The organism is Streptomyces sp. SID13726 (assembly GCF_010548375.1).
Taxonomy (GTDB): Bacteria; Actinomycetota; Actinomycetes; order Streptomycetales; family Streptomycetaceae; genus Streptomyces.
Genome location: NZ_JAAGLY010000006.1, coordinates 103641 through 123983 on the forward strand (window position 1 = coordinate 103641; position 20343 = coordinate 123983).

Genomic DNA, 20343 nt, shown 5'->3' on the forward strand with positions numbered 1-20343 from the left:
GAACAGACCGGGAGCCGCCTTGACCACGATCGAAAGCGCGGAGGTGTTCGTCGCCTCCCCGGGCCGCACCTTCGTCACCCTGCGCATCACCACCTCGGACGGCGTGACCGGCCTGGGCGACGCCACGCTCAACGGCCGTGAACTGGCCGTGGCGAGCTATCTGCGCGACCACGTGGTGCCGCTGCTGATCGGCCGGGACCCCGCGCGCATCGAGGACATGTGGCAGTTCCTCTACAAGGGCGCCTACTGGCGGCGCGGCCCGGTCACCATGACCGCGGTCTCCGCCGTCGACACCGCCCTGTGGGACATCAAGGGCAAGGTGGCGGGCCTGCCCGTCTACCAGCTCCTCGGCGGCCGCTCCCGCGACGGTGTCCTCGTCTACTCGCACGCCAGCGGCACCGACGTGCCGTCCCTCCTCGACGACGTCGAGCGCTACCTGGAGCTGGGCTACAAGGCCGTCCGCGCGCAGGCCGCCGTGCCCGGGGTCGGGGGGACGTACGGGGTCCGCAAGGGCACGGTGTACGAGCCGGCCGCGACGGACCTGCCGGACGAGCAACCCTGGGACACCGAGGCCTACTTGGGCTTCGCGCCCGGCTACCTGGAGGCCGTCAGGGAGCGGTTCGGCTTCGGTTTCCACCTCCTGCACGACGTGCACCACCGGCTCACGCCGATCGAGGCGGCCCGGTTCGGCAGGAGCGTCGAGGCCTGCCGGCTGTTCTGGATGGAGGACCCGACCCCGGCCGAGGACCAGTCGGCGTTCCGGCTGATCCGGCAGCACACCACGACGCCGATCGCGGTCGGCGAGGTGATGAACTCCATCTGGGACGTCAAGGACCTGATCACCGAGCAGCTCATCGACTACGTCCGCACGACGGTCGTGCACGCCGGCGGCATCACCCACCTGCGCCGCATCTTCGACCTCGCCGCCCTCCACCAGGTCCGCACCGGCTCCCACGGCGCGACCGACCTCTCCCCCGTCAGCATGGCCGCCGCCGTCCATCTCGACCTGGCCGTACCGAACTTCGGCATCCAGGAGCACATGGGCCACCCCGCCGAGACCGCCCAGGTCTTCCGCACGGGCGTCACCTTCGCCGACGGCATGCTGAACCCCTCCGAGGAGCCGGGTCTCGGCGTCGAGTACGACGAGAAGGCCGCCGAACGCTTCCCCTACCAGCGGCGCTACCTCCCGGTCGCCCGCCGCCTCGACGGGTCGGTGCACGACTGGTGAGCGAGTCCTTGAGCCGTACGACGGTCTCCCGGCTCCCCGCCGAGCTGCGTCCGTTGGCCGATCCCGCCGAACTCCGCACCCGGGTCGTCCACTTCGGGCTCGGCGCCTTCCACCGGGCGCACCAGGCGGTGTACACCGAGCGGGCGGCGGCGCTCTCCGGCGAGCCCTGGGGCATCACGGCCGTCGCGCCCAGTTCGACGGAGACCGTGCGGGCGCTGCGGGAGCAGGACTGTCTGTACTCGCTCACCTCGCGCCGCCCGGGTGGCCTTCGCTGCCGGGTGGTGGGGTCGGTGGTCGACGCGCTGGCCATGGGGCCGGACGCCGGCGCGGTCGACGTACTGCTCACGGACCCTTCGGTGACGGTGGTGTCCCTGACCGTGACCGAGAAGGGGTACCGGCGCTCGCCGTTCTCCCCGGTGATCGAGCGGCTGGCCACCGGACTCGCCGCCCGGATGCGCGCGGGGGCGCCGCCGGTCACCGTCGTGTCCTGCGACAACATGGCCGCCAACGGGGCGGTGCTCCAAGGGGTGTTGTACGACTTCGTACGGTCCTCCCCCTGGCCGGACCGCTCGGCCGTCCTGGACCGCATGGCCGAGTCCGTCGCCTTCCCCTCGACGGTCGTGGACCGGATCGTGCCCGCCACGAGCGAGGCCGACCGGGCGGGGGCGCTGGATGCGCTGGGCCTGGAGGACGCCCTCCCCGTCACGGGCGAGCCGTACCGGCAGTGGGTCCTGGAGGACTGCTTCGCCGCGCCCCGGCCGCCGTGGGAACGGGACGGCGCACTGTTCGTCCCGGACGTGACGCCGTATCAGCTCACCAAGCTGCGGCTGCTGAACGGCTCCCACTCGGCACTGGCGTATCTGGGGCTGGCCGCGGGGCTCGACACCATCGCCGAGACCATGGAGTCCGACTGGGGCGAGCGTCTCGTACGGGCCCTGTGCGCGGAGGTCTCCCCCACCCTCCCGGCCGGTGGACCTGATCCGCTCGCGTACGCCGACGATCTCGTCGTCCGGTTCCGCAATCCCGCGATGCGGCATCTGCTGCGGCAGATCGGCACCGACGGGGCGCTGAAGATCCGGGAGCGGTGGCTGCCCGCGCTGCGGCAGCTACGGGCCCGTGGCGGGAGCACTCCGGTCCTCGAACTCGCCCTCGCCGCCTGGACACTGACCGTGGATCAGCCGGTCCCGGCGGTGCTCCGCGCCATGGATCTGGCCGACGACGACACCCTCGCCGCCGCCATCACCGCCCGGCTCCCCGCTCTGCGTGCCGGACGCATCGAGATCTGACACTTTCGTCCCCGAACAACGGAGTTCACGATGAAGGACAGCGTCACCGCCGACCGGCGGACGCCATCCGCCGAGCGCACCACGAGAGACCTGGCGCGGGCCGCCGTCTCGGGGTGGCTGGGTACGGCCATGGAGTTCATGGACTTCCAGCTCTACTCGCTGGCCGCCGCGATCGTCTTCAACAAGATCTTCTTCCCGGACGTCAGCCCGGCCATCGGGCTGATCGCCGCGATGGCCACCTACGGCGTCGGGTATGTGGCCCGGCTCGCCGGGGCCGTGTACTTCGGGCGGATGGGCGACCGGATCGGCCGCAAGAGGGTCCTCTACCTCACCATCCTGCTGATGGGCGCGTCCACCACCCTCATCGGCGTGCTGCCGACCTACGCCTCCATCGGCCTCCTCGCGCCGATCCTGCTCGTCGCGCTGCGGCTGGTCCAGGGGTTCGGCGCGGGTGCCGAGATCGCTGGGGCGACCGTGCTGCTCGCCGAGTACGCGCCCGTCAAGCGGCGCGGTCTGGTCTCCTCGCTGGTGTCGCTCGGCACCAACTCCGGGACGCTGGCGGCCTCCGGGCTGTGGGCGATCCTGCTGGCCACCCTCACCGAGGACCAACTGCTGTCCTGGGGCTGGCGGTTGCCGTTCCTGCTGAGCTTCGTGCTGATGCTGTTCGCGTTCTGGCTGCGCCGGGGCCTCAAGGAGAGCCCGGTCTTCGAGGAGCGCCCCGACGTCGTCGACGGGGTGGCGCTGGACAAGGAGGAGGTGATCGCGGCGGCGCAGGAGGGCGATGCCCTGGCGGCCGGGATACGGCAGCGCAAGGGCAGGGCGTTCTTCCTCGCGCTCGGGCTGCGGTTCGGGCAGGCGGGCAACTCGGGCCTCGTGCAGACGTTCCTGGTCGGCTACATCGCCACCAACCTCGCGGTCGGCCGGTCCGTGCCGACCGACGCGATCGTGTACGGCTCGCTGCTCGGCTTCGTCACCGTGCCCCTGGTGGGTCTGCTCGGCGACCGCTTCGGGCGCCGTGTGCTGTATCTCGCGCTCACCGCGCTGACCGTGGTCGTCGCGTTCCCGGTGATGTTCCTGATCACCTCCGGCTCCAGCGCGGGCGTGATGCTCGGCATGGTCGTCGGTCTGAACGTCGGTGTCCTCGGCCTGTTCTCGCTGGAGAGCGTCACGATGGCCGAACTCTTCGGCTCCCGCACCCGGTTCACCCAGCTCGCGCTCGCCAAGGAGATCGGCGGCATCCTCGCCACCGCGATCGGGCCGGTCCTCGCGGCCACCCTCACGGCGGTCACCGGCAGTTGGTGGCCCATCGCGGCGATGCTCGTCGTCTACTCGCTCATCACCTTCGTCAGCGCGCTGCTCGCGCCCGAGACACGCGGACGGGACCTCGTCCGGCTGGAGGACGCCGTATGAGGGCGGTGGTCGTGCACGGACCCGGTGACGTACGGATCGACGAGCGGGACCGTCCGGTGCCCGGGCCGGGCGAGGTGCTGCTGGCCATGGAGTGGGGCGGGATCTGCGGTTCCGACATCGCGTACTGGAGGAAGGGGGCGTCCGGGACGGCCACGCTCGCGCATCCGCTGGTCCTCGGACACGAGGTCGCGGGGCGGGTCGCCGGGCTGGGCGAGGGGGTCACCGGGCTCGACGAGGGGCGTCCGGTGACCGTCCATCCGGCCCAGCTCGTGGGCGACGGCGTGCTTCCGGACCGGATCGCCGGGCGGACCAACCTCTACCCGCGGGTCCGCTACTTCGGCTCGGCGGCCTTCGATCCGCACACCGACGGCGGGTTCAGCGAGTACCGGACCGTGCCGGCGGCCCAGATCCGGCCGCTGCCCGAGGGGGTCGGCACCGAACAGGGCGCGCTCGCCGAGCCGTTGGCGGTCGCGCTGCACGCCGTCGGCCGGGTGCCGCGACTGCGGGGCCGTGCGGTTCTGGTCAACGGCTGCGGGCCGATCGGCTCGCTGGTCGTGGCGGCCGCCCGGCTGCACGGCGCCGAGACCGTCGTGGCGGCCGACCTCGCGTCCTCGTCCCTGAAGGTCGCCGGTGCCATGGGGGCCGACGAGACCCGTGACCTGTCCGCGGGCGAGACGCTGCCCGAGGACGTGGACGTGGTCTTCGAGGCGTCCGGGGCGGCGGGCGCGCTCGGCCCCGTGCTGCGGGCCACGGCCCGGGGCGGGACCGTCGTGCAGGTGGGGAACCTGCCCGGTACGGCCGTGCCCGCGGCCCTCGGGGACCTGGTCACCCGGGAGATCACCTGGATCGGCTCGTACCGGTTCGTCGAGGAGATCGACGAGGCGCTGGCCGCGCTGCGGGACGGCCTCGACGTGAGCCCGCTGATCACCCATCGTTTTCCGCTGGCAAGGGCGGAGGAGGCCCTCGCGGTGGCCGCCGACCCGTCCAGCGGGAGCAGCAAGGTCATGCTGCGGCTGGCTCCCTAGGAGCCGTTCGTGTCCGCCCTTCCCAGGAGTGCTTCGTGCCCGTTCCGTCTTCCCCTCGTCCCGCCGACGTCGTGTGCGTCGGCGAGACGATGGTCGTCCTCAGTCCGCCGGACGACCGTCCGCTCGCCGAGCAGGACTCGCTCGACGTGGCGATCGGCGGCGCCGAGTCCAACGTGGCCTGCGGTCTGGCCGGGCTGGGTCATCGCGCCGCCTGGCTGAGCCGTCTCGGCGACGATCCGTTCGCCCGGCGCGTCCTGGCCGAACTCGGCGCGCGGGGCGTGGACGTGAGCGCGGTGGAGACCGACCCGGAGCGTCCGACCGCCGTCTACTTCAAGGACCCCGGCCCGGACGGCACCCGCACGCACTACTTCCGGGGCGGCTCGGCGGCCACCGCGATGGGCCCCGCGACCGCCCGGCACCCCGTGCTGCGCACCGCGCGCATCGTGCATCTGTCGGGCGTGGCCGCGGCCCTCTCGGACAGCTGTGCCGGGCTGCTCGACACCCTCCTCGCCCGGCGCTCCGAGCGGCCCCTCGTCTCCTTCGACGTGAACCACCGCCCCGCCCTCTGGCACCGGGGCGAGGCCGGGCCGAGGCTGCTGTCGCTCGCGCGCGCCGCCGGCATCGTGTTCGTCGGCCGCGACGAGGCCGAGGAGTTGTGGGGCACCGCCCGCCCCGACGACATCGCCGCACTGCTGGCGCCCGCGCCCGTGGTGATCGTCAAGGACGCCGAGTTCGGGGCGACTTCGTACGCCTGCGGGATGCGGACGTTCGTGCCCTCGCTGCCCACGAAGGTGGTCGAACCGGTCGGCGCGGGCGACGCGTTCGCCGCCGGTTACCTGGCCGCCGTGCTTGAGGACCGGGACGAACGGTCACGGCTGCGCCTCGGGCATCTGACGGCCGCGGCAGCGCTGCGGACCAGGGCGGACGTGCCCGTCATGCCGTCGCGGGCGGAGACCGACCGCTGTCTCGCGCTCGACGAGGACGGGTGGGCCGCGCTGCCGCCGCGCTGAGCGTCAGCCCCAGCGGACGTGCAGCGTGGGCGGCTTGCGGAAGACCAGGCCCTGCGGGGCGCTGGGGTGGTCCGGGTCGAGACGCAGGGCGGGGAGACGGTCGAGCAGGTGCCGCAGGGCGATACGGGTCTCCAGGCGGGCCAGATGGGCGGCCAGGCAGTAGTGCGGGCCGTGGGCGAAGGCCAGTTGGAGACGGGCGTCGGCTCGGCGGACGTCGAAGCGGTCGGGGTCCGGGAAGACCTCCGGGTCCCGGTTGGCGCCGGTCAGGGAGACGGTGACGAGATCGCCCGCGCGGATCGCGGCCGGGCCCAGGGTGATGTCACGGGTGGCGTAGCGGTCCACGACGGCCGCGCCGGGTTCGAGACGCAGGGACTCCTCGATCGCGCCGTCCAGAAGGGCGGAGTCGGCCCGGACGAGGGCGAGTTGGTCGGGGTGCCGGAGGAGATGCAGCAGGGCGTTGGTGATCATCGCCTCGGTGGTCTCTATGCCGCCGAACATCAACACGGCGGCGTTGGAGGCCACTTCGGGGAGGGCGAGGCGGTCGGCGGCGGAGGTCAGAAGCGAGGTACCGGCTGCTTGCGTGACGGTGGCCTCGACGGCTGCCCGCAGTTCCGCGTACGCCTTCGGGCCCGCGGGGTCCGCCGGGTGGCCCGCGGTGATGTCCGAGACCGCGCGCACGATGGCGTCGTACCAGGTGAGGACCGTGTCGGTGCCAACACCCGTGAGGCCGAGCGCCTTGGTGACGACGGCCACGGCGAGTGGTCCGGCGAAGGCGCGGCGCAGTTCGGCGGCTCCCGCCGGTTCGAGTGCGGCGACCAGACGGCCGGTCTCCCCCTCGATGAACTCGGCGAATCCGTCCCGTACTTCGCGCGGACGGAAGGGCGCGGTGAACGGCTCGCGGTGGCGGGAGTGTTCGTCGCCGTCCAGGGAGAGCATGCTCGGGCCGACGACCTGGGCGGTCGAGAAACGGGGGTCGTCGACCGTGAAGGTCCCGGCGTCCCGCATCACGTCGAGGGCGAGGTCACGCCGGGTCACCAGCCAGCCGTTCAGCTCGGGCAGCCAGGAGACCGGCTCTCGCGCGCGCAACTCGGCCAGGCGCGGGTGCGGGTCCCGGGCGAGTTCGGCGAGCGTGGTCCCGGCACCGAGGGGGAATTCGATCACGCTGTCGAGGCTAACAACACCGGCCGCGGCACCGGACGTACTTCTTTCTGGCCGCGCGTGCGCGAGTTCGCCGTACCGGCCTTCATGATCGAGACCGCGACCGCCCGCCGTCTCACCGGTGACTGAGCCGGGGCGTGCGCCGCCGCGGGCTTCGGCGTCGCAGCGGTGGCGGGATCTGCTGGGCGCGGCCATGCGCTCGGCGGTCTGCGGTGCCGGGGCGGGCGACGACTACGGCTACGGCCGGCCGTCGCGGCGCTCGGCGGAGGTGCCGGGCGCGGTGCTGCCGAGCCTCAGGCGCCGGCCGCCCCGGGTCAGCGTGATCATCGACACCTCCGGCTCGGTCGGCAACGACGAACTGGGCGGCGCGCTCCTGGAGGTCGCCGCGATCTCCCGGGCCGTGGGCGGCCGCCGTGACCTGGTCGAGGTGCTGTCGTGCGACGCGGCAGCGGGGGTCGTACGGCCGTTGTGCCGGGCCGAGGGCATCCCGCTGACCGGGGGCGGCGGCACGGACCTGCGCACCGGCTTCCGCAACGCCCTGCGGGCGCGTCCCCGGCCGGACGTGTCGTGTGCCCCACCGACGGCCGGACGCCCTGGCCGGACGCCCGGCCTCCGTGCCGCACGGTGATCGGGCTGTTCTCCCGGCCGGGAATGAGCCAGGCCCGCCGCGAGAACTCCGAGTACGTGCCCAGGTCACCGCCCGAGTGGGCGCGGGTGGTCGAGATCGGGGCGGGGTGAGACGTGTCGCCCATGGGGTGGACGGGGAGGTGGTGGGCCGGGAGATCATGGGCTCCCGCGCGGTCCGGAGGACACCGCGCGCCCGGGTGGGAGGAGCGGCATGACCAATGTCGACGTGCACCAGCATCTGTGGAGCCCTTCGCTGGTGGCGGCCTTGAGGGCGCGCCGCGAGCCGCCGTGGCTCGACGGCTGGACGCTGCGTCTGGACGGCGAGCCGCCCTACGACCTGCCGCCCGCCGACCACGACGTGGCGCTGCGCGCGGAGCTGGCCGCCACCGACGGGCTGGGGCTGGCGCTCGTCTCGCTGTCGGCGCCGATCGGCGTGGAGTGGCTGCCCGCGGCCGAGGCGCGGCCCCTGCTGGACGCCTACCACGAGGGCGCTGCCGCGCTTCCGGAGCCGTTCGGGGCGTGGGCCGCCGCCGGGGTGCGCGACATCGATGCCAAGGCGACGGCCGAGGTCCTCGACCAGGGGTTCGCCGGTCTCCAGCTGCCCGCCAACGCCCTTGCGGACGCGGCCGGTTACGACCGGTGCGCCCCGCTGCTCGACCTGCTCGAAGAGCGCGGCCTGCCGCTGTTCGTCCACCCGGGACCCGCGGCCGGTGGTTCGGCGGGGCCCGGCTGGTGGCCCGCGATGGTCCCCTACGTCCAGCAGATGCACGCGGCCTGGTTCGCCTTCCGCGCCCACGGCCGGCCCCGCCACCCTCGGCTGCGGGTCTGCTTCGCGCTGCTGGCCGGGCTCGCCCCGCTGCACGGGGAGCGGTTCGCCGCCCGCGGGGACGGCGGGGAGACGCGGCCGGACCCGCTCGTCTTCGTCGAGACGTCCTCGTACGGTCCCCGGGCGGTCGAGGCCGTCGTACGCGCCCTCGGTGTGGACGCGGTGGTCCAGGGTTCGGACCGGCCGTACGCGGAGCCGCCGCAGCACCCCGGGTTCGGGCTCGGCGGGGCGGCCGCGTACGCCTTCCGGATCGCCAACCCGAGGCGGCTGCTCACCGGGAAGGAGTGACCGCGCGGTCGGCGGCCGGGCTCCAGCTCAGCGCGGGGTCGGGGTGGCTGGTGAAGCCGAGCTCGCGGTAGAGGGGTTCGTCGGCTCCGGGGGTGTGCAGGTCGACCCGGGCGATCTCGTGTTCCCCGAACCAGTCGAGCAGGCCGCGCAGGACCGCCCGGCTGGGCCCGGGGCGCCGCTGGTCCGGGTCCGCGGCCACCCCGATGACCTGTCCGGTCCGGCCGTCCGACAGGCCCGGGCCGGGCAGCCGTTGCTCGATGGTGCCGATGCCGCAGGCCGCGAGGCGTTCGCCGGCGCCGTCCACGACGAGGACGCGCACGGCGTCCGAGTCCAGCTGTCTCCGCAGCACGACGGCCAGCGCGTCCAGCCCGTCGTCGTCGAGTGCCTCGGACGGGGGTGCGTGCAGCCGCAGGAGTTCCACGAGGTCGTGCTCCACCGCCCGCCGTACGGCGGGGAGGCTTCCGGTGCGTTGTCCCATACGGACCAGGCTGATGTAATGACCTTGTGCATCTCAACCCTTACGGCGAGGACCCCGTGAAGCTGGCGGCGGATCTGGCCAACCGCCGTCCGGCCGACATCGGGGAGCTCACGGACCGCTGCCGGGCTGCCGGAGTCGCACTGGACCTCCCGGTCACCGACCGGGATCTCGACCGCACGCTGGAGGTGCTGGAGGCGTGGGAGAAGGTCGTCGACGCCGGTGACGAGGAGGAGCGCGCGGAGCTGCTGAACCGCATGCTGGCGACGGCGGCCGCGTATCCGCGGATGACGAACCACATGGGCACGGGCTGGCATCTGCACTACCGCGACGAGGGCCAGTCGCTCGGCGACGTGCTGTACTCCCTGATCGCCGTGGGCACCGCGCTGCACCTGGCGGGCCGGGGCATGCGCCGGCTGCGGCGCTGCGAGGTGACCGAGTGCACCGAGATCTTCGCCGACACCTCCCGCACCGGCCGGCAGCGCTACTGCTCGCCACGCTGCGCCAACCGGGACGCCGTCCGCCGCCACCGCGCCCGCACCGCGCCCACCGGGCGGGTCGCGCAAGCTCCGGACCAGGGGAAAGTCAATTAATGGCAACGGTTTTCACATACCGGCCGATAAACCTGTTTACGACAATCATTTCCATCTAGCGTGACGGGGTCATCAGAACCGCGCTTGGAGGAACCATGTCCACGTCCCCGTCACCCCGCCGTCTGGCGCTGCTCGTCGGCGCGTCCGCCGCCCTGCTGGCGGGCTGCGGCAACTCCTCGGACTCCGGGAGCGACGGGAGCGCGTCCGCGGCCCCGGCCGCCGCCTCCAAGGTCGCCGTCGTCGCGTCCACGAACGTCTACGGCGACATCGTCTCGCGCATCGGCGGCGACAAGGTCTCCGTCACCTCGGTCATCAGCGACCCCGACCAGGACCCGCACTCCTACGAGGCCAGCACCCAGAACCAGCTGGCCCTGTCGAAGGCGAAGGTCGTCGTCGAGAACGGCGGCGGCTACGACGACTTCGTGGACCGCATGCTGAAGAGCGGCGGCAACTCCTCCGCCGAGGTCATCAACGCCGTGAAGGTCTCCGGCAAGACCGCGCCCAAGGGCGGCGAGCTCAACGAGCACGTCTGGTACGACTTCCCCACGGTCGCGAAGGTCGCCGACCGCATAGCCGCCGCCCTCGGCAAGGCCGACCCCGCGAACGCCTCGGCCTACACGAAGAACGCCGGAGCCTTCAAGGCGCAGCTCACTCCGCTGGAGGCCAAGGAGGCGCAGATCAAGAAGGAGCACGGCGGCGAGGCGATCGCCATCACCGAGCCCGTGCCGCTGTACATGACCGGGGCCAGTGGCCTGGTCGACAAGACGCCCGCCGAGTTCAGCGAGGCCATCGAGGAGGGCACCGACGTCTCCCCCAAGGTCCTCCAAGAGGCGCTCGCCCTGTTCTCCGGCAAGCAGGTCAAGGCGCTGGTCTACAACGAGCAGACCTCCGGCCCGCAGACCGAGAAGTCCGAGCAGGCGGCCAAGGCGGCGGGGATCCCGGTGGTCCCGGTGACGGAGACCCTGCCCAGCGGCAAGAACTACCTCGGCTGGATGACCGCCAACGTAGACGCGCTCGCGAACGCCCTGGCCAAGTGAGCACGAGCACGGTCATCAGCCTGCGCGGCGCCGGTCTGTCCTACGGCCCGCGCACGGTCTGGCACGACCTCGAACTCGACGTGCGCCAGGGCGAGTTCCTGGCCGTGCTGGGCCCGAACGGAGCGGGCAAGACCAGCTTCGTCCGGGCCCTGCTCGGCCGCCAGCCGCTGTCCGCCGGGGAGTTGACGGTCCTGGGCCGCCCGCCCCGCGAGGCCGCCCGGCACATCGGCTACGTCCCCCAGCAGGCCGCCCTGTCCGCGCAGGCGATGCTGCGCGCCCGCGACCTCGTACGGTTCGGCATCGACGGCCACCGCTTCGGACCGCGCCTGCGAACGGCGGCCGTACGCAGGCGTGTCGACGAGATCCTCGCCTCCGTCGGCGCCTCGGCCTACGCGGACGTACCCCTGGGCCTGCTGTCCGGCGGCGAGCGCCAGCGCGTCCGCATCGGCCAGGCGCTCGCGACCGATCCCCGCATCCTGCTGTGCGACGAGCCGTTGCTCTCCCTCGACCTCCATCACCAGCGCGCGGTCACGGAGTTGGTGGACGCCCGCCGCCGCTCCCACGGCACGGCGGTGGTGTTCGTGACCCATGAGATCAACCCGGTGCTCGACCTGGTGGACCGGGTGCTGTACCTCGCGCCGGGCGGCCATCGGGTCGGCACCCCCGACGAGGTCCTCACCTCCGAGTCGCTGTCCCACCTGTACGGCACCCGGGTCGACGTCGTCCGGGTGCACGACCGGGTCGTGGTGGTCGGCGCCCTCGACGACCACGCGCACCACGCACCCGAGGAGGTCCGGACATGAGCGTCTGGCACCAGATGTTCGACTTCGAGAACTACGGCGAGCTCCTCGTCCTGGTCCGCAACTCGCTCATCGCCGGAGCGGCCCTCGGTCTGGTCGGCGGACTCGCCGGGGTCTTCGTCGCGATGCGCGATCTGCCGTTCGCGGTGCACGGCATCAGCGAGCTGTCCTTCGCGGGCGCCTCCGGGGCGCTGCTCCTGGGCACGAACATCGTGGCGGGCTCGATCACCGGATCGCTGCTCGCGGCCGGCGCGATCGGCGTGCTCGGCACGCGCGCGCGTGACCGCAACTCGGTGATCGGCATCCTGATGCCGTTCGGACTGGGCCTCGGGGTGCTCTTCCTCGCGCTCTACAAGGGCCGGGCGGCCAACAAGTTCGGGCTGCTCACCGGGCAGATAGTCGCCGTCGACACCCCGCAGACGACCTGGCTGCTCGCCACCTCCGCGGTGGTCCTGATCGCCCTCGCGGTGATGTGGCGCCCGCTCGCCTTCGCCAGCGCCGACCCCGATGTCGCCGAGGCCCGCGGGGTCCCGGTGCGCGGCCTCTCCTTCGCCTTCATGATCGTGCTCGGCCTCGCGGTGGCGCTGTCCGTGCAGGTCGTGGGCGCGCTGCTGGTCCTGTCCCTGCTGATCACCCCGGCCGCGGCCGCCGCCCGGGTCAGCGCGTCCCCGGTGCTGCTGCCCGTGCTCAGCATGGTCTTCGCCCTGGCGTCGATCGAGGGCGGCATCCTGCTGGCCCTGGGCAGCAGCATCCCGATCAGCCCGTACGTCACGACGATCTCGTTCGTCCTCTACGCCGGCTGCGCCGCCGTCGGCAGCCACCGGACCCGGCGCCGGGGCGCCCGGCGTACGGTTCCGTCGCCGGCCGGGGCCGCGGTCTAGGCGTTCTGCTCCCGCACCGCGCGCGGGGAGGCGCCCAGTTCCTTGTGGCACGTCTTGTTGAACGCCTGGAGGTCCGGGATGCCGACCGTGGCCGCGATGGCCGGAATGGCCAGGGTCGAGGCGATCAGGAGGTGCCGGGCGCGTTCCATGCGGCGGCGCCGGACGTAGGCGACGACCGTGAGGCCGGTGTCCTCGCGGAACAGCCGGGTGAGGTGAGTGTGCGAGACCCCGGCGGCGCGGGCGATGCCGGGGACGGTCAGGGGTCCGGCCAGGTGCTCCTCGATGTGGGCGACGGCCGTGCGCAGGGCCGGGTGCCGGGAGCCGGGGCGGTCCTCGGCGGCGCCGGTCAGGCCCGTCGTGCGCCACAGCACCGTCCACAGCTCGGCGGAGGCCCGGGCCGGGGACTGCGCGCTCGCCGCGACCGTACGGCGCAGCAGTCCGCGCAGCACCTCCGCGTCCACGCCGGTGTCCTGCATCACCGGGACCCGGCGCCGCTCGCCGTCGCCCGGCAGCCGGAAGTGGGCGTACAGGTGCTCGCAGCGGGTGGTGTCGTAGTGGAAGTGCACCTCGGCGCCGGGCGGGACGAGGCTCAGGTGGCCGGGGCGGATCGGGTGCCGGGAGCCGCCCAGTTCGAGGGTGCCGGAGTAGCCGTAGAGATGGAGCTGCCACAGCCGCGGGAGCCGGAAGACGTCGTGCGGGCCCGCGGAGCCGTGCACGCCGACGCCCGCGTTCTCGACGTGGGGCGGCCGGTCGAGGGCCAGGTCGACGTGTCGGGTCATGGTGGAAAATTACCAGCGGTCGCCGATTACGGCCCACGACATCCAGGACCGGCCTTCCTACGGTTGCCGTATGTCAACCACACCACAGCTGCTGAGCTCCGCCCAGGTGGCGCGGTTCGTGGCCCACGGTTTCCTGCGCCTGGACGGGATCGTGCCGCCGGAGATGAACGAGGAGGCGCTCGCGGTGTTCACCGCGAGGCTGCCCGCCGTGCCGTACGGCGTGCCGGTGCCGACGGCGTTCCCCGAGGGCTCGTTCTCCCGCCGGCTCGTCGAGCTGCCCGCGGTCGCGGGCGGGCTGGCGAGTCTGGTGGGGCAGGACCCGGCCGTCGACCACCACTTCGTGCACACCCGTGAGCCGCGTGAGGGCAGCGCCCAGCCGCTGCACGCGGACGCGCTGATCGATCTGCGGCAGGACGCGTTCGACGTCCAGCTCATGTACTACCCGCAGGAGGTCACCGCGGAGATGGGCGGCACGCTCATCGTCCCCGGCAGCCATCTGCGCCGTACCAACGAGTCCGACACCGGCCGGTACCAGAACCTGCGCGGGCAGACCCGGCTGACCTGCCCGGCGGGGACGGTCGTCCTGCTGCACCACGGGATCTGGCACGGCGGGCGGCGCAACGACAGCGACACCGTGCGGCACATGTACAAGATCCGCTTCAATCCGACCGTGCCGCAGGTGCGGCTGTGGGACACGGCCGATCTGGACGCTCCCGCCGTGCGCGAGGAGCTGGGGCGCGGTTTCCCCTGGTACGAGTCGGCGACCGGCCGGCTGGAGATCTTCAACCGGATCCGGCTGTGGCGTGCCCTGTCCGGCGATCCGGGCTTCGACATCGATCACTGGGCCACCCGCGTCGCCAACCGGCCCACCGCGCAGAGGAGCCAGGCGTGAGCCCGTCGAACACCGTCCGTCAGCAGGTTCTGGTGCTGTACCTGGACACCTCCGCCCTGGACTCCCCGGTCCTCGGCTGGGCCCGCTACGACGGCACCGGCACCACCCGTCCGACGACCGGGGACAGCGACGAGCCGCCGTACGCGACGGGTGTCGCCGCGCTGGAGGACGGCTGGCGGCTCTTCCAGGCCGCGCAGCTCCTGCCGCCGTATCCGGGTGCCGAGCAGGAGACGTCGTTCCTCAAGCACGAGTTCTTCTTCGAGAAGCTGGTCGGCGGGGTATGAGCGGGTGGGTATCAGCCGGCGGGCATGAGACGCAGCTCATAGTCTCGGCCGCCGGGATGTGGTCCAATACGCCATAAGTGTGACGAATCGGACTCCATATCTTCGAGGATATTCACCTGATGCCCCGTCCCCGCCTGTCCGCGCGCCCGGCCCCCTTCCTCTCCTCGGAGATGCTGCGGGAGCTGTCGGAGGCGGCCCGGGCGGCGGGGACGGGGCAGGTCCTGGACGAGCTGTGGACGGCCCGCCGGTTCCTGGACGGGACTCCGGCGGCCGTCGCCGTCCTCGACCCCGAGCTGCGCTATCTGTACCTCAACGACACCCTCGCGGAGCTCAACGGCCTGTCCGTCGGGGAGCATCTGGGCCGGCCGATGCCGGAGGTGATCCCCGGTTCCGGGCCCTCGGCCGAGGTCGCCCACGAGGTGATCCGCACCGGCCGGGCGCAGACCGTCGTCTTCGACGGGCGCACCCCGGTCGACCCGGTGGACGTACCGCGCTGGTGGCTCGGCGCCTTCCACCGGCTGGAGGGCGAGGACGGCGAGATCCTCGGGGTCGCCGCCGTGATCATGGAGGTCACCGAGGCCATCCAGCAGCGCGAGTCGATGCGGCGCGCCCAGGAGCGCCTGGAGCTGCTGGAGGAGACCGCCGCCCGGGTCGGCGGCACGCTGGACGCTGCCGAGGCCTGCCGGGCGCTGACCGATCTGCTGGTGCCGCGGTTCGCCGACTACGCCGCCGTGGACGTACTCGACCCCGAGGGCACGCCCAGGGCACCCGCCACCCCCGTCCCGGTACGGCTGCGCCGCATGGCGGTGGCCGCGGCGCCCGGGATCCCCGCCCCGCTCACCCCGCTGACCAGGGACGGCGAGGTGATCTTCCACCAGGCCAGTTCCTCGATGGCCCGGGTCCTGACCGAGCACCGGCCGGTCGTGCTGAACCGGCCCGACGACGACACCATGCGCCTGCTCGCGCCGAACCGGCAGCGGCTGGAGCGCTACCGGGCGATGAACCTGCACTCCGTGGCGTATCTGCCGCTCATGGCCTCCGGCGAGCCCGTCGGGGCCGTGATCGTCGGCCGCAGAGCGGACTCCCCCGAGTTCACCCGGGAGGACGTCGAGCTCCTCGATCAGCTGACCGCGCGGGCCGCCACCGGCATCGCCCACGCCCTGCGCTACACCCACGAGCACGAGACCACCCTGGAGATGCAGCGCGCCTTCCTGGCCACCCCGCACACCCCGGGGCCCGGCGTGGAGATCGCCAGCCGCTATCTGCCCGCCGGCCGGGGTGCCGAGGTCGGCGGCGACTGGTTCGACGCCGTGGCCCTGCCCTCGGGGCGCACCCTGCTCGTGGTCGGGGACGTCATGGGGCACGGGGTGCGCGCCGCGGCGGCGATGAGCGAGTACCGCTCACTGCTGCGGGCGCTGGCCCTCCAGGGGCTGCCTCCCGACCGGCTGCTCACCGAGGCGGACCGCACCTCCCACGCGCTGGACCTGGACCGGGTCGCCACCTGCGTCCTGGCGCTCCTGGACCCGGCCGCCGAGTACGCGGTGCTGGCCACCGCGGGGCACGTCCCGCCCCTGCTGGTCCGCCCGGACAGCGCGCCGGAGCTCGCGGACCTCCCGGTGGGCCCGCCGCTCGGCACCGGCTCGGCCGGGTACCGCAGCCGGCACGTCCCGCTGCCGCCCGGCACCCTCCTGCTGGCCTACACCGACGGTCTCGTGGAGCGGCGCGGCGAGGACATCGACACCGGCCTCAGCGCGCTCACCGGTATGCCCATCACCTCCGGACACGCCCTGCCGGACGTCCTGAACACCGTCCTGGACCGGCTGGCCCCCGCCAACTCCGAGGACGACGTGACGGTGCTCGCGGCCCGCACCTGCTGACCCTCCCGCGGCCCGCCGGCTGTCCGGCTCCGGCGTCATCTTCCGTCCCCCGAAGGGCAGTTGCGGCCCGGAGGCGGTCCCGACGGGGTGGCGTTCGGTCAACGCGGGACAGTCCCGAAGACCCCCGCCGCCGGTCCCCGGAAGGCGCATACGGTCCGGCCATCCGGCGGACGGACCCGGCACGGGCCCGCCGCGACCGACAGGCACAAGGGAGGCACCGTGGCGAGTGTGGAAGTGTCGCTGAAGGAGATGCTGGCCGGGACGGAAGGGGCGATGGCGGCCGCGGTCGTCGACTACACCAGCGGGATGGCGCTCGGCACCCTGGGCGGCGGCAAGGACCTGGACATGACGGTCGCCGCGGCCGGCAACACCGACGTCATCCGGGCCAAGGTGCGCACCATGGAGCAGCTGGGCCTCAAGAGCAGCATCGAGGACATCCTGATCACGCTCGGCAGCCAGTACCACCTCATCCGGCTGGTGACCGGGCGCAACGGCAACGGGCTGTTCCTCTACCTGGTCCTCGACAAGGCCCGCTCCAACCTGGCGATGGCGCGTCACCAACTCAGGCGTGTCGAGGAGCAGTTGGAGATCTAGCACCGCTTCCGGCCGGGGACGCCGTGCGCCCATGATGTGAAGACTTCTGCAAGTCGCCACATCCACATGAGTCCAATCCGTGGCCGCCCGGCGTCCCCGGCCAGCAGGATCGGCATCGACGACCCCGTCCCGTCCGGCAGGGAGCGAGCGCCCATGCACGTCCCCCTCTACCAGGCCAAGGCGGACTTCTTCCGCATGCTCGGCCACCCGGTGCGCATCCGCGTCCTGGAGCTGCTCCAGCACGGGCCCGTGCCGGTCCGCGACCTGCTGGCCGACATCGACATCGAGCCCTCCAGCCTCTCCCAGCAACTGGCCGTCCTCAGGCGCTCCGGCATCGTCGTCTCCATCCGGGAGGGCTCGACGGTGAGTTACGCCCTCGCCGGCGGTGACGTCGCCGACCTGCTGCGCGCGGCCCGCCGTATCCTCACCGAACTCCTCGCCGGCCAGAACCGGCTCCTGACCCAGCTCCAGCAGGCGGACACGGCCGAGGCGCCCACGGCCGAGGCGCCCGTGGTGGGCGCCCCGCTCACCGAACGGGGCAGCCCTCGTCCGACGCCGTGACCCGCCAGCTGCCGCCGCCCGTCACCTCGGCGCCGACCGGGGTGTCGGAGGGGTGGGTGAGGCGGTACGCGGAAGCGGCGGTGCAGACCATCTGCCGTACCCCGAGGTCGCTCAACGCGTCGATCCCCGGGGGCAGTCGGATCGTCATCGCGTCGCCCTTCACCGTCACCGCCGGCGTGTCCGGCGGGGTGTTCCCGTCCTCGTCGGTGGCGGCCGACGGGACCGCCATGGCGGTGGGCAGCGCCGGCACCTCGGTGGAGATCCGTCTGCCCGAGGCCTCCTCCCCGGCCAACGGGCCCGCCATCAGCAGCCGCAGGGCCGCCTCCGGGTCGCCGGGCCGGTCGGTGTTGCGCGGCATCGCGACGAGCCCGCCCCCGCCGACGAAGTAGACCTGCGTGAGCGGCAGGCTGCCGCTCGCGGGAGCGCCCGCCTCCACCACCCCGGTCGCGGGGATGCCGCAGGAGGTGACCGCGAGGAGCGCCAGCAGCGGGGCGCGGTGCAGGGCCTTCATGACGGGTTCTCCTCGGGCGAGTCGTCCCGCCGCAGCGGGAGTTCCACGGTGAAGACGGCGCCGCCCGCCGGGTGGTTGGCCGCGCGCACGCCACCGCCGTGGATACGGACGTTCTCGGCGGTGATGGCGAGGCCCAGGCCGCTGCCCTCGGAGCGGATCCGGGCGGTGTCCGACTTGTAGAACCGCTCGAAGACATGGGGCAGGACGTCGGCCGGGATGCCGGGGCCGCTGTCGCGCACCTCGATGACCGCCGCTCCCGGTGTCCCGCTCAGCCGCACCCGCACCGGAAGGGCCCCGTGCTTGAGCGCGTTGCCGACCAGGTTGGCGACGACCACGTCGAGGCGGCGCGGGTCGACGCGACCGCGCAGGGCGTCCGGCGGGGGCAGGTCGGTGGCCACGGTGTCCGTCCAGCCGCGGGAGGCGAGGGTGCGCCGGATCGACTCGGCGAGGTCGATCTCGTCGAGGTGCAGCACCGCCGCGCCCGCGTCGAAGCGGGAGATCTCCATCAAGTCGTCGACGAGACGGGCGAGTTTGACGGTCTCCTCGCTGATCAGCCGGACCGCGGTGGCGGTGTCCCCGTCCAGCCGGGCGGCGTCCTCGTCGAGGACGTCGGTGACCGCGGACATCGCGGCGAGCGGGGTGCGCAGTTCGTGCGAGACGTCGGCGGCGAAGCGCCGGGCCCTGGCCTCCATCTCGCGCAGCTCGGCGACCGAGGTCTCCAGCGCGGCGGCCGTCTCGTTGAACGTGTGGGACAGATCGGCGAGTTCGTCGGAGCCGTTGACCGCGAGCCGGGTGTCCAGGCGCCCCTCGGCGATCCGGCGGGTGGCCTGCCGGAGTTTGCGCACCGGCACCAGGACCCCGCGCGCGGCGAGGAGGGCGAGCACGACGGCGAGGACCAGCGCGGCCAGCATGGCCCGTTCGACGGCGGTGACCAGGGCGTCGACGTACGCCTGTTCCGTGGTCTGCGGGACGACCAGGAAGACCCGGACGCCGGTGACCGCGCCGGGGAGGTTGGGGCCGCCGAAGACGATCGACATGCCGACGACGAGGGAGGTGCGCCCGTCCTCGCGCACCCGTTGGAAGACGGTGGCCCGGCTGGTGCCGACGGCCTCCCGCACGGCGGGCGTGACCTCGGTGAACGGGTCGCCGGGGGCCGAGGAGCCGCTCAGGTCCCCGTACGTCACCAGGACCCGCCAGCTGCCCTGCGACTCGGTGGCCGCCATGTCCTCGGCGAACTTCCGCAGCTCCGACTCGTCGGGCGGCAGCGGGAGTTCGGCGGAGTGCTGGTTGAGCTGGGCACGCAGCTGTCTGATGGTGGCGTCCTGGCTCTGCTGGAGCACTCCGGTGCGGGCCTCGCGGAAGGTCAGGGCGCCGGTCGTGATGGCCGCGACGGCGGCGACCAGCCCGAAGGCCACCACCAGACGGGCGCGCAGGCCCCGCAGCGGGCGTTTCCTCACGGCGCGGTGAAGCGGTAGCCGAAACCGCGCACGGTGTGGATGTAGCGCGGTGCGCGGGGTGGTTCGGACATCTTGGTGCGCAGCCGCTTGACGCAGGCGTCCACCAGGCGCGCGTCGCCGTGGTAGTCGTGCTCCCAGACGGCCTCCAGGAGTTGCTGGCGGCTGAACACCTGGCCGGGGGAGGCGGACAGGGTGAGCAGCAGCCGCAGTTCGGAGGGGGCGAGGGCGATCTGCTCGCCGTCCAGGGCGACGGTGAGGCCGGCCCGGTCGACGGCCAGGTCGCCGTAGGTGTCGATCTTCGGCAGGCCCTCGGCGCCGGGCGCGCCACCGGCCGCGCGGCGCAGCACGGCGCGTATGCGGGCGTCCAGCACCCGGGCCAGCACGGGCTTGACGACGTAGTCGTCGGCGCCGGCCTCCAGACCGACAACGATGTCCACTTCGTCACCCCGCGCGGTCACCATGATGATCGGCAGCGCCGCGTCGACGGCCCGGATGCTGCGGCACACCTCCAGGCCGGTCATGCCGGGCAGCATCAGATCGAGGACCACGATGTCCGGCCGGAAGGACCGCAGCCGGTCCATCCCCTCCTCACCGGTGGCGGTGGCGGCTACGTCGTGGTTCTGGCGGCGCAGGGCCAGGGCGACCCCCTCGCGGACGGCGGGGTCGTCTTCGATCAGCAGTACTCGTGGCATGCGCACAGTATCCACAGGGACATGACCACAGGGAGGGTTATCGGTTCGTTAC

At 73.0% G+C, this 20343-nt stretch carries 21 protein-coding genes and 1 pseudogene; 16 read left to right on the forward strand and 6 right to left on the reverse strand.

Annotated elements, in window-relative coordinates; genetic code table 11:
• Positions 1-19 precede the first annotated feature (19 nt).
• The 5 genes from manD to G3I78_RS17620 are packed head-to-tail and all read left to right on the forward strand — an operon-like array spanning position 20 to position 5959.
• Entirely contained in the window at positions 20-1228 is a 1209-nt protein-coding gene (gene manD, locus G3I78_RS17600) for a D-mannonate dehydratase ManD (RefSeq protein ID WP_164425525.1), read from the forward strand.
• On the forward strand, positions 1225-2514 hold the full coding sequence (locus G3I78_RS17605; protein WP_343243784.1) for a mannitol dehydrogenase family protein: 1290 nt from the start codon (positions 1225-1227) through the stop codon (positions 2512-2514). The genes manD and G3I78_RS17605 overlap by 4 nt, the downstream gene beginning before the upstream one ends.
• A 30-nt stretch (positions 2515-2544) precedes the next feature.
• The gene (locus G3I78_RS17610) at positions 2545-3924 is read left to right on the forward strand and encodes an MFS transporter (RefSeq protein WP_164425527.1); all 1380 of its coding nucleotides are present in this window, start codon (positions 2545-2547) and stop codon (positions 3922-3924) included.
• Positions 3921-4949 (forward strand): L-idonate 5-dehydrogenase, encoded by a 1029-nt coding sequence (locus tag G3I78_RS17615; RefSeq protein ID WP_164425529.1) that lies wholly within the window; start codon positions 3921-3923, stop codon positions 4947-4949. Before G3I78_RS17610 ends, G3I78_RS17615 begins: the two co-directional genes overlap by 4 nt.
• Before the next feature lie 35 nt (positions 4950-4984).
• The gene (locus G3I78_RS17620; protein WP_343243785.1) at positions 4985-5959 is read left to right on the forward strand and encodes a sugar kinase; all 975 of its coding nucleotides are present in this window, start codon (positions 4985-4987) and stop codon (positions 5957-5959) included.
• A gap of 3 nt (positions 5960-5962) precedes the next feature.
• Here G3I78_RS17620 and G3I78_RS52845 read toward each other — a convergent pair whose 3' ends face one another.
• On the reverse strand, positions 5963-7120 hold the full coding sequence (locus G3I78_RS52845; RefSeq protein WP_164425531.1) for a cytochrome P450: 1158 nt from the start codon (positions 7118-7120) through the stop codon (positions 5963-5965).
• Positions 7121-7280: 160 nt separating this feature from the next.
• On the opposite strand from G3I78_RS52845, the pseudogene G3I78_RS17630 reads away from it, so the two are divergent.
• Positions 7281-7855, forward strand: a pseudogene (locus tag G3I78_RS17630) (VWA-like domain-containing protein); the annotation flags it as partial.
• 100 nt (positions 7856-7955) lie between these two features.
• Positions 7956-8858 (forward strand): amidohydrolase family protein, encoded by a 903-nt coding sequence (locus G3I78_RS17635; RefSeq protein ID WP_164425533.1) that lies wholly within the window; start codon positions 7956-7958, stop codon positions 8856-8858.
• Here G3I78_RS17635 and G3I78_RS17640 read toward each other — a convergent pair.
• On the reverse strand, positions 8842-9336 hold the full coding sequence (locus G3I78_RS17640; protein WP_164425534.1) for a GNAT family N-acetyltransferase: 495 nt from the start codon (positions 9334-9336) through the stop codon (positions 8842-8844). The genes G3I78_RS17635 and G3I78_RS17640 overlap by 17 nt on opposite strands.
• Before the next feature lie 26 nt (positions 9337-9362).
• Here G3I78_RS17640 and G3I78_RS17645 point away from each other — a divergent pair, with 26 nt between their 5' ends.
• From G3I78_RS17645 to G3I78_RS17660, 4 genes are all read left to right on the forward strand, one after another.
• The gene (locus G3I78_RS17645) at positions 9363-9926 is read left to right on the forward strand and encodes a CGNR zinc finger domain-containing protein (protein ID WP_164425536.1); all 564 of its coding nucleotides are present in this window, start codon (positions 9363-9365) and stop codon (positions 9924-9926) included.
• A 95-nt stretch (positions 9927-10021) separates the two neighbouring features.
• The gene (locus G3I78_RS17650; protein ID WP_164425539.1) at positions 10022-10963 is read left to right on the forward strand and encodes a zinc ABC transporter substrate-binding protein; all 942 of its coding nucleotides are present in this window, start codon (positions 10022-10024) and stop codon (positions 10961-10963) included.
• Entirely contained in the window at positions 10960-11766 is an 807-nt protein-coding gene (locus G3I78_RS17655; protein WP_164425541.1) for an ATP-binding cassette domain-containing protein, read from the forward strand. The genes G3I78_RS17650 and G3I78_RS17655 overlap by 4 nt, the downstream gene beginning before the upstream one ends.
• On the forward strand, positions 11763-12644 hold the full coding sequence (locus G3I78_RS17660; RefSeq protein WP_164425543.1) for a metal ABC transporter permease: 882 nt from the start codon (positions 11763-11765) through the stop codon (positions 12642-12644). The genes G3I78_RS17655 and G3I78_RS17660 overlap by 4 nt, the downstream gene beginning before the upstream one ends.
• Here the strand turns inward: G3I78_RS17660 and G3I78_RS17665 are convergent.
• On the reverse strand, positions 12641-13423 hold the full coding sequence (locus tag G3I78_RS17665; protein WP_164425545.1) for an AraC family transcriptional regulator: 783 nt from the start codon (positions 13421-13423) through the stop codon (positions 12641-12643). The genes G3I78_RS17660 and G3I78_RS17665 overlap by 4 nt on opposite strands.
• 70 nt (positions 13424-13493) lie before the next feature.
• Between G3I78_RS17665 and G3I78_RS17670 the strand changes: the two genes are divergently transcribed.
• The 5 genes from G3I78_RS17670 (at position 13494) to G3I78_RS17690 (ending at position 17631) form a co-directional block, all read left to right on the forward strand.
• Positions 13494-14315 carry a phytanoyl-CoA dioxygenase family protein gene (locus G3I78_RS17670; RefSeq protein WP_203615122.1) on the forward strand — a complete coding sequence of 274 codons (822 nt, stop codon included), beginning with the start codon at positions 13494-13496 and terminating at the stop codon, positions 14313-14315.
• Positions 14312-14599: a hypothetical protein gene (locus tag G3I78_RS17675; protein WP_164425547.1), complete on the forward strand. Its 288-nt coding sequence runs from the start codon at positions 14312-14314 to the stop codon at positions 14597-14599. The genes G3I78_RS17670 and G3I78_RS17675 overlap by 4 nt, the downstream gene beginning before the upstream one ends.
• A 119-nt stretch (positions 14600-14718) precedes the next feature.
• Positions 14719-16476 carry a SpoIIE family protein phosphatase gene (locus G3I78_RS17680; protein WP_164425549.1) on the forward strand — a complete coding sequence of 586 codons (1758 nt, stop codon included), beginning with the start codon at positions 14719-14721 and terminating at the stop codon, positions 16474-16476.
• Between the two features lie 219 nt (positions 16477-16695).
• Positions 16696-17070, forward strand: a complete 375-nt coding sequence (locus tag G3I78_RS17685; protein ID WP_343243786.1) for a hypothetical protein — start codon at positions 16696-16698, stop codon at positions 17068-17070.
• A gap of 153 nt (positions 17071-17223) precedes the next feature.
• Positions 17224-17631 (forward strand): metalloregulator ArsR/SmtB family transcription factor, encoded by a 408-nt coding sequence (locus tag G3I78_RS17690; protein ID WP_164425551.1) that lies wholly within the window; start codon positions 17224-17226, stop codon positions 17629-17631.
• Here the strand turns inward: G3I78_RS17690 and G3I78_RS17695 are convergent.
• From G3I78_RS17695 to G3I78_RS17705, 3 genes are read right to left on the reverse strand one after another with little or no spacing between them, the layout of a single operon-like run.
• Positions 17597-18142 carry a hypothetical protein gene (locus G3I78_RS17695; protein WP_164425553.1) on the reverse strand — a complete coding sequence of 182 codons (546 nt, stop codon included), beginning with the start codon at positions 18140-18142 and terminating at the stop codon, positions 17597-17599. The two genes, G3I78_RS17690 and G3I78_RS17695, sit on opposite strands and share 35 nt — an antisense overlap.
• The gene (locus G3I78_RS17700; protein ID WP_343243787.1) at positions 18139-19599 is read right to left on the reverse strand and encodes a HAMP domain-containing sensor histidine kinase; all 1461 of its coding nucleotides are present in this window, start codon (positions 19597-19599) and stop codon (positions 18139-18141) included. The genes G3I78_RS17695 and G3I78_RS17700 overlap by 4 nt, the downstream gene beginning before the upstream one ends.
• The gene (locus G3I78_RS17705; protein ID WP_164425555.1) at positions 19596-20291 is read right to left on the reverse strand and encodes a response regulator transcription factor; all 696 of its coding nucleotides are present in this window, start codon (positions 20289-20291) and stop codon (positions 19596-19598) included. The genes G3I78_RS17700 and G3I78_RS17705 overlap by 4 nt, the downstream gene beginning before the upstream one ends.
• Between the last annotated feature and the right edge of the window lie 52 nt (positions 20292-20343).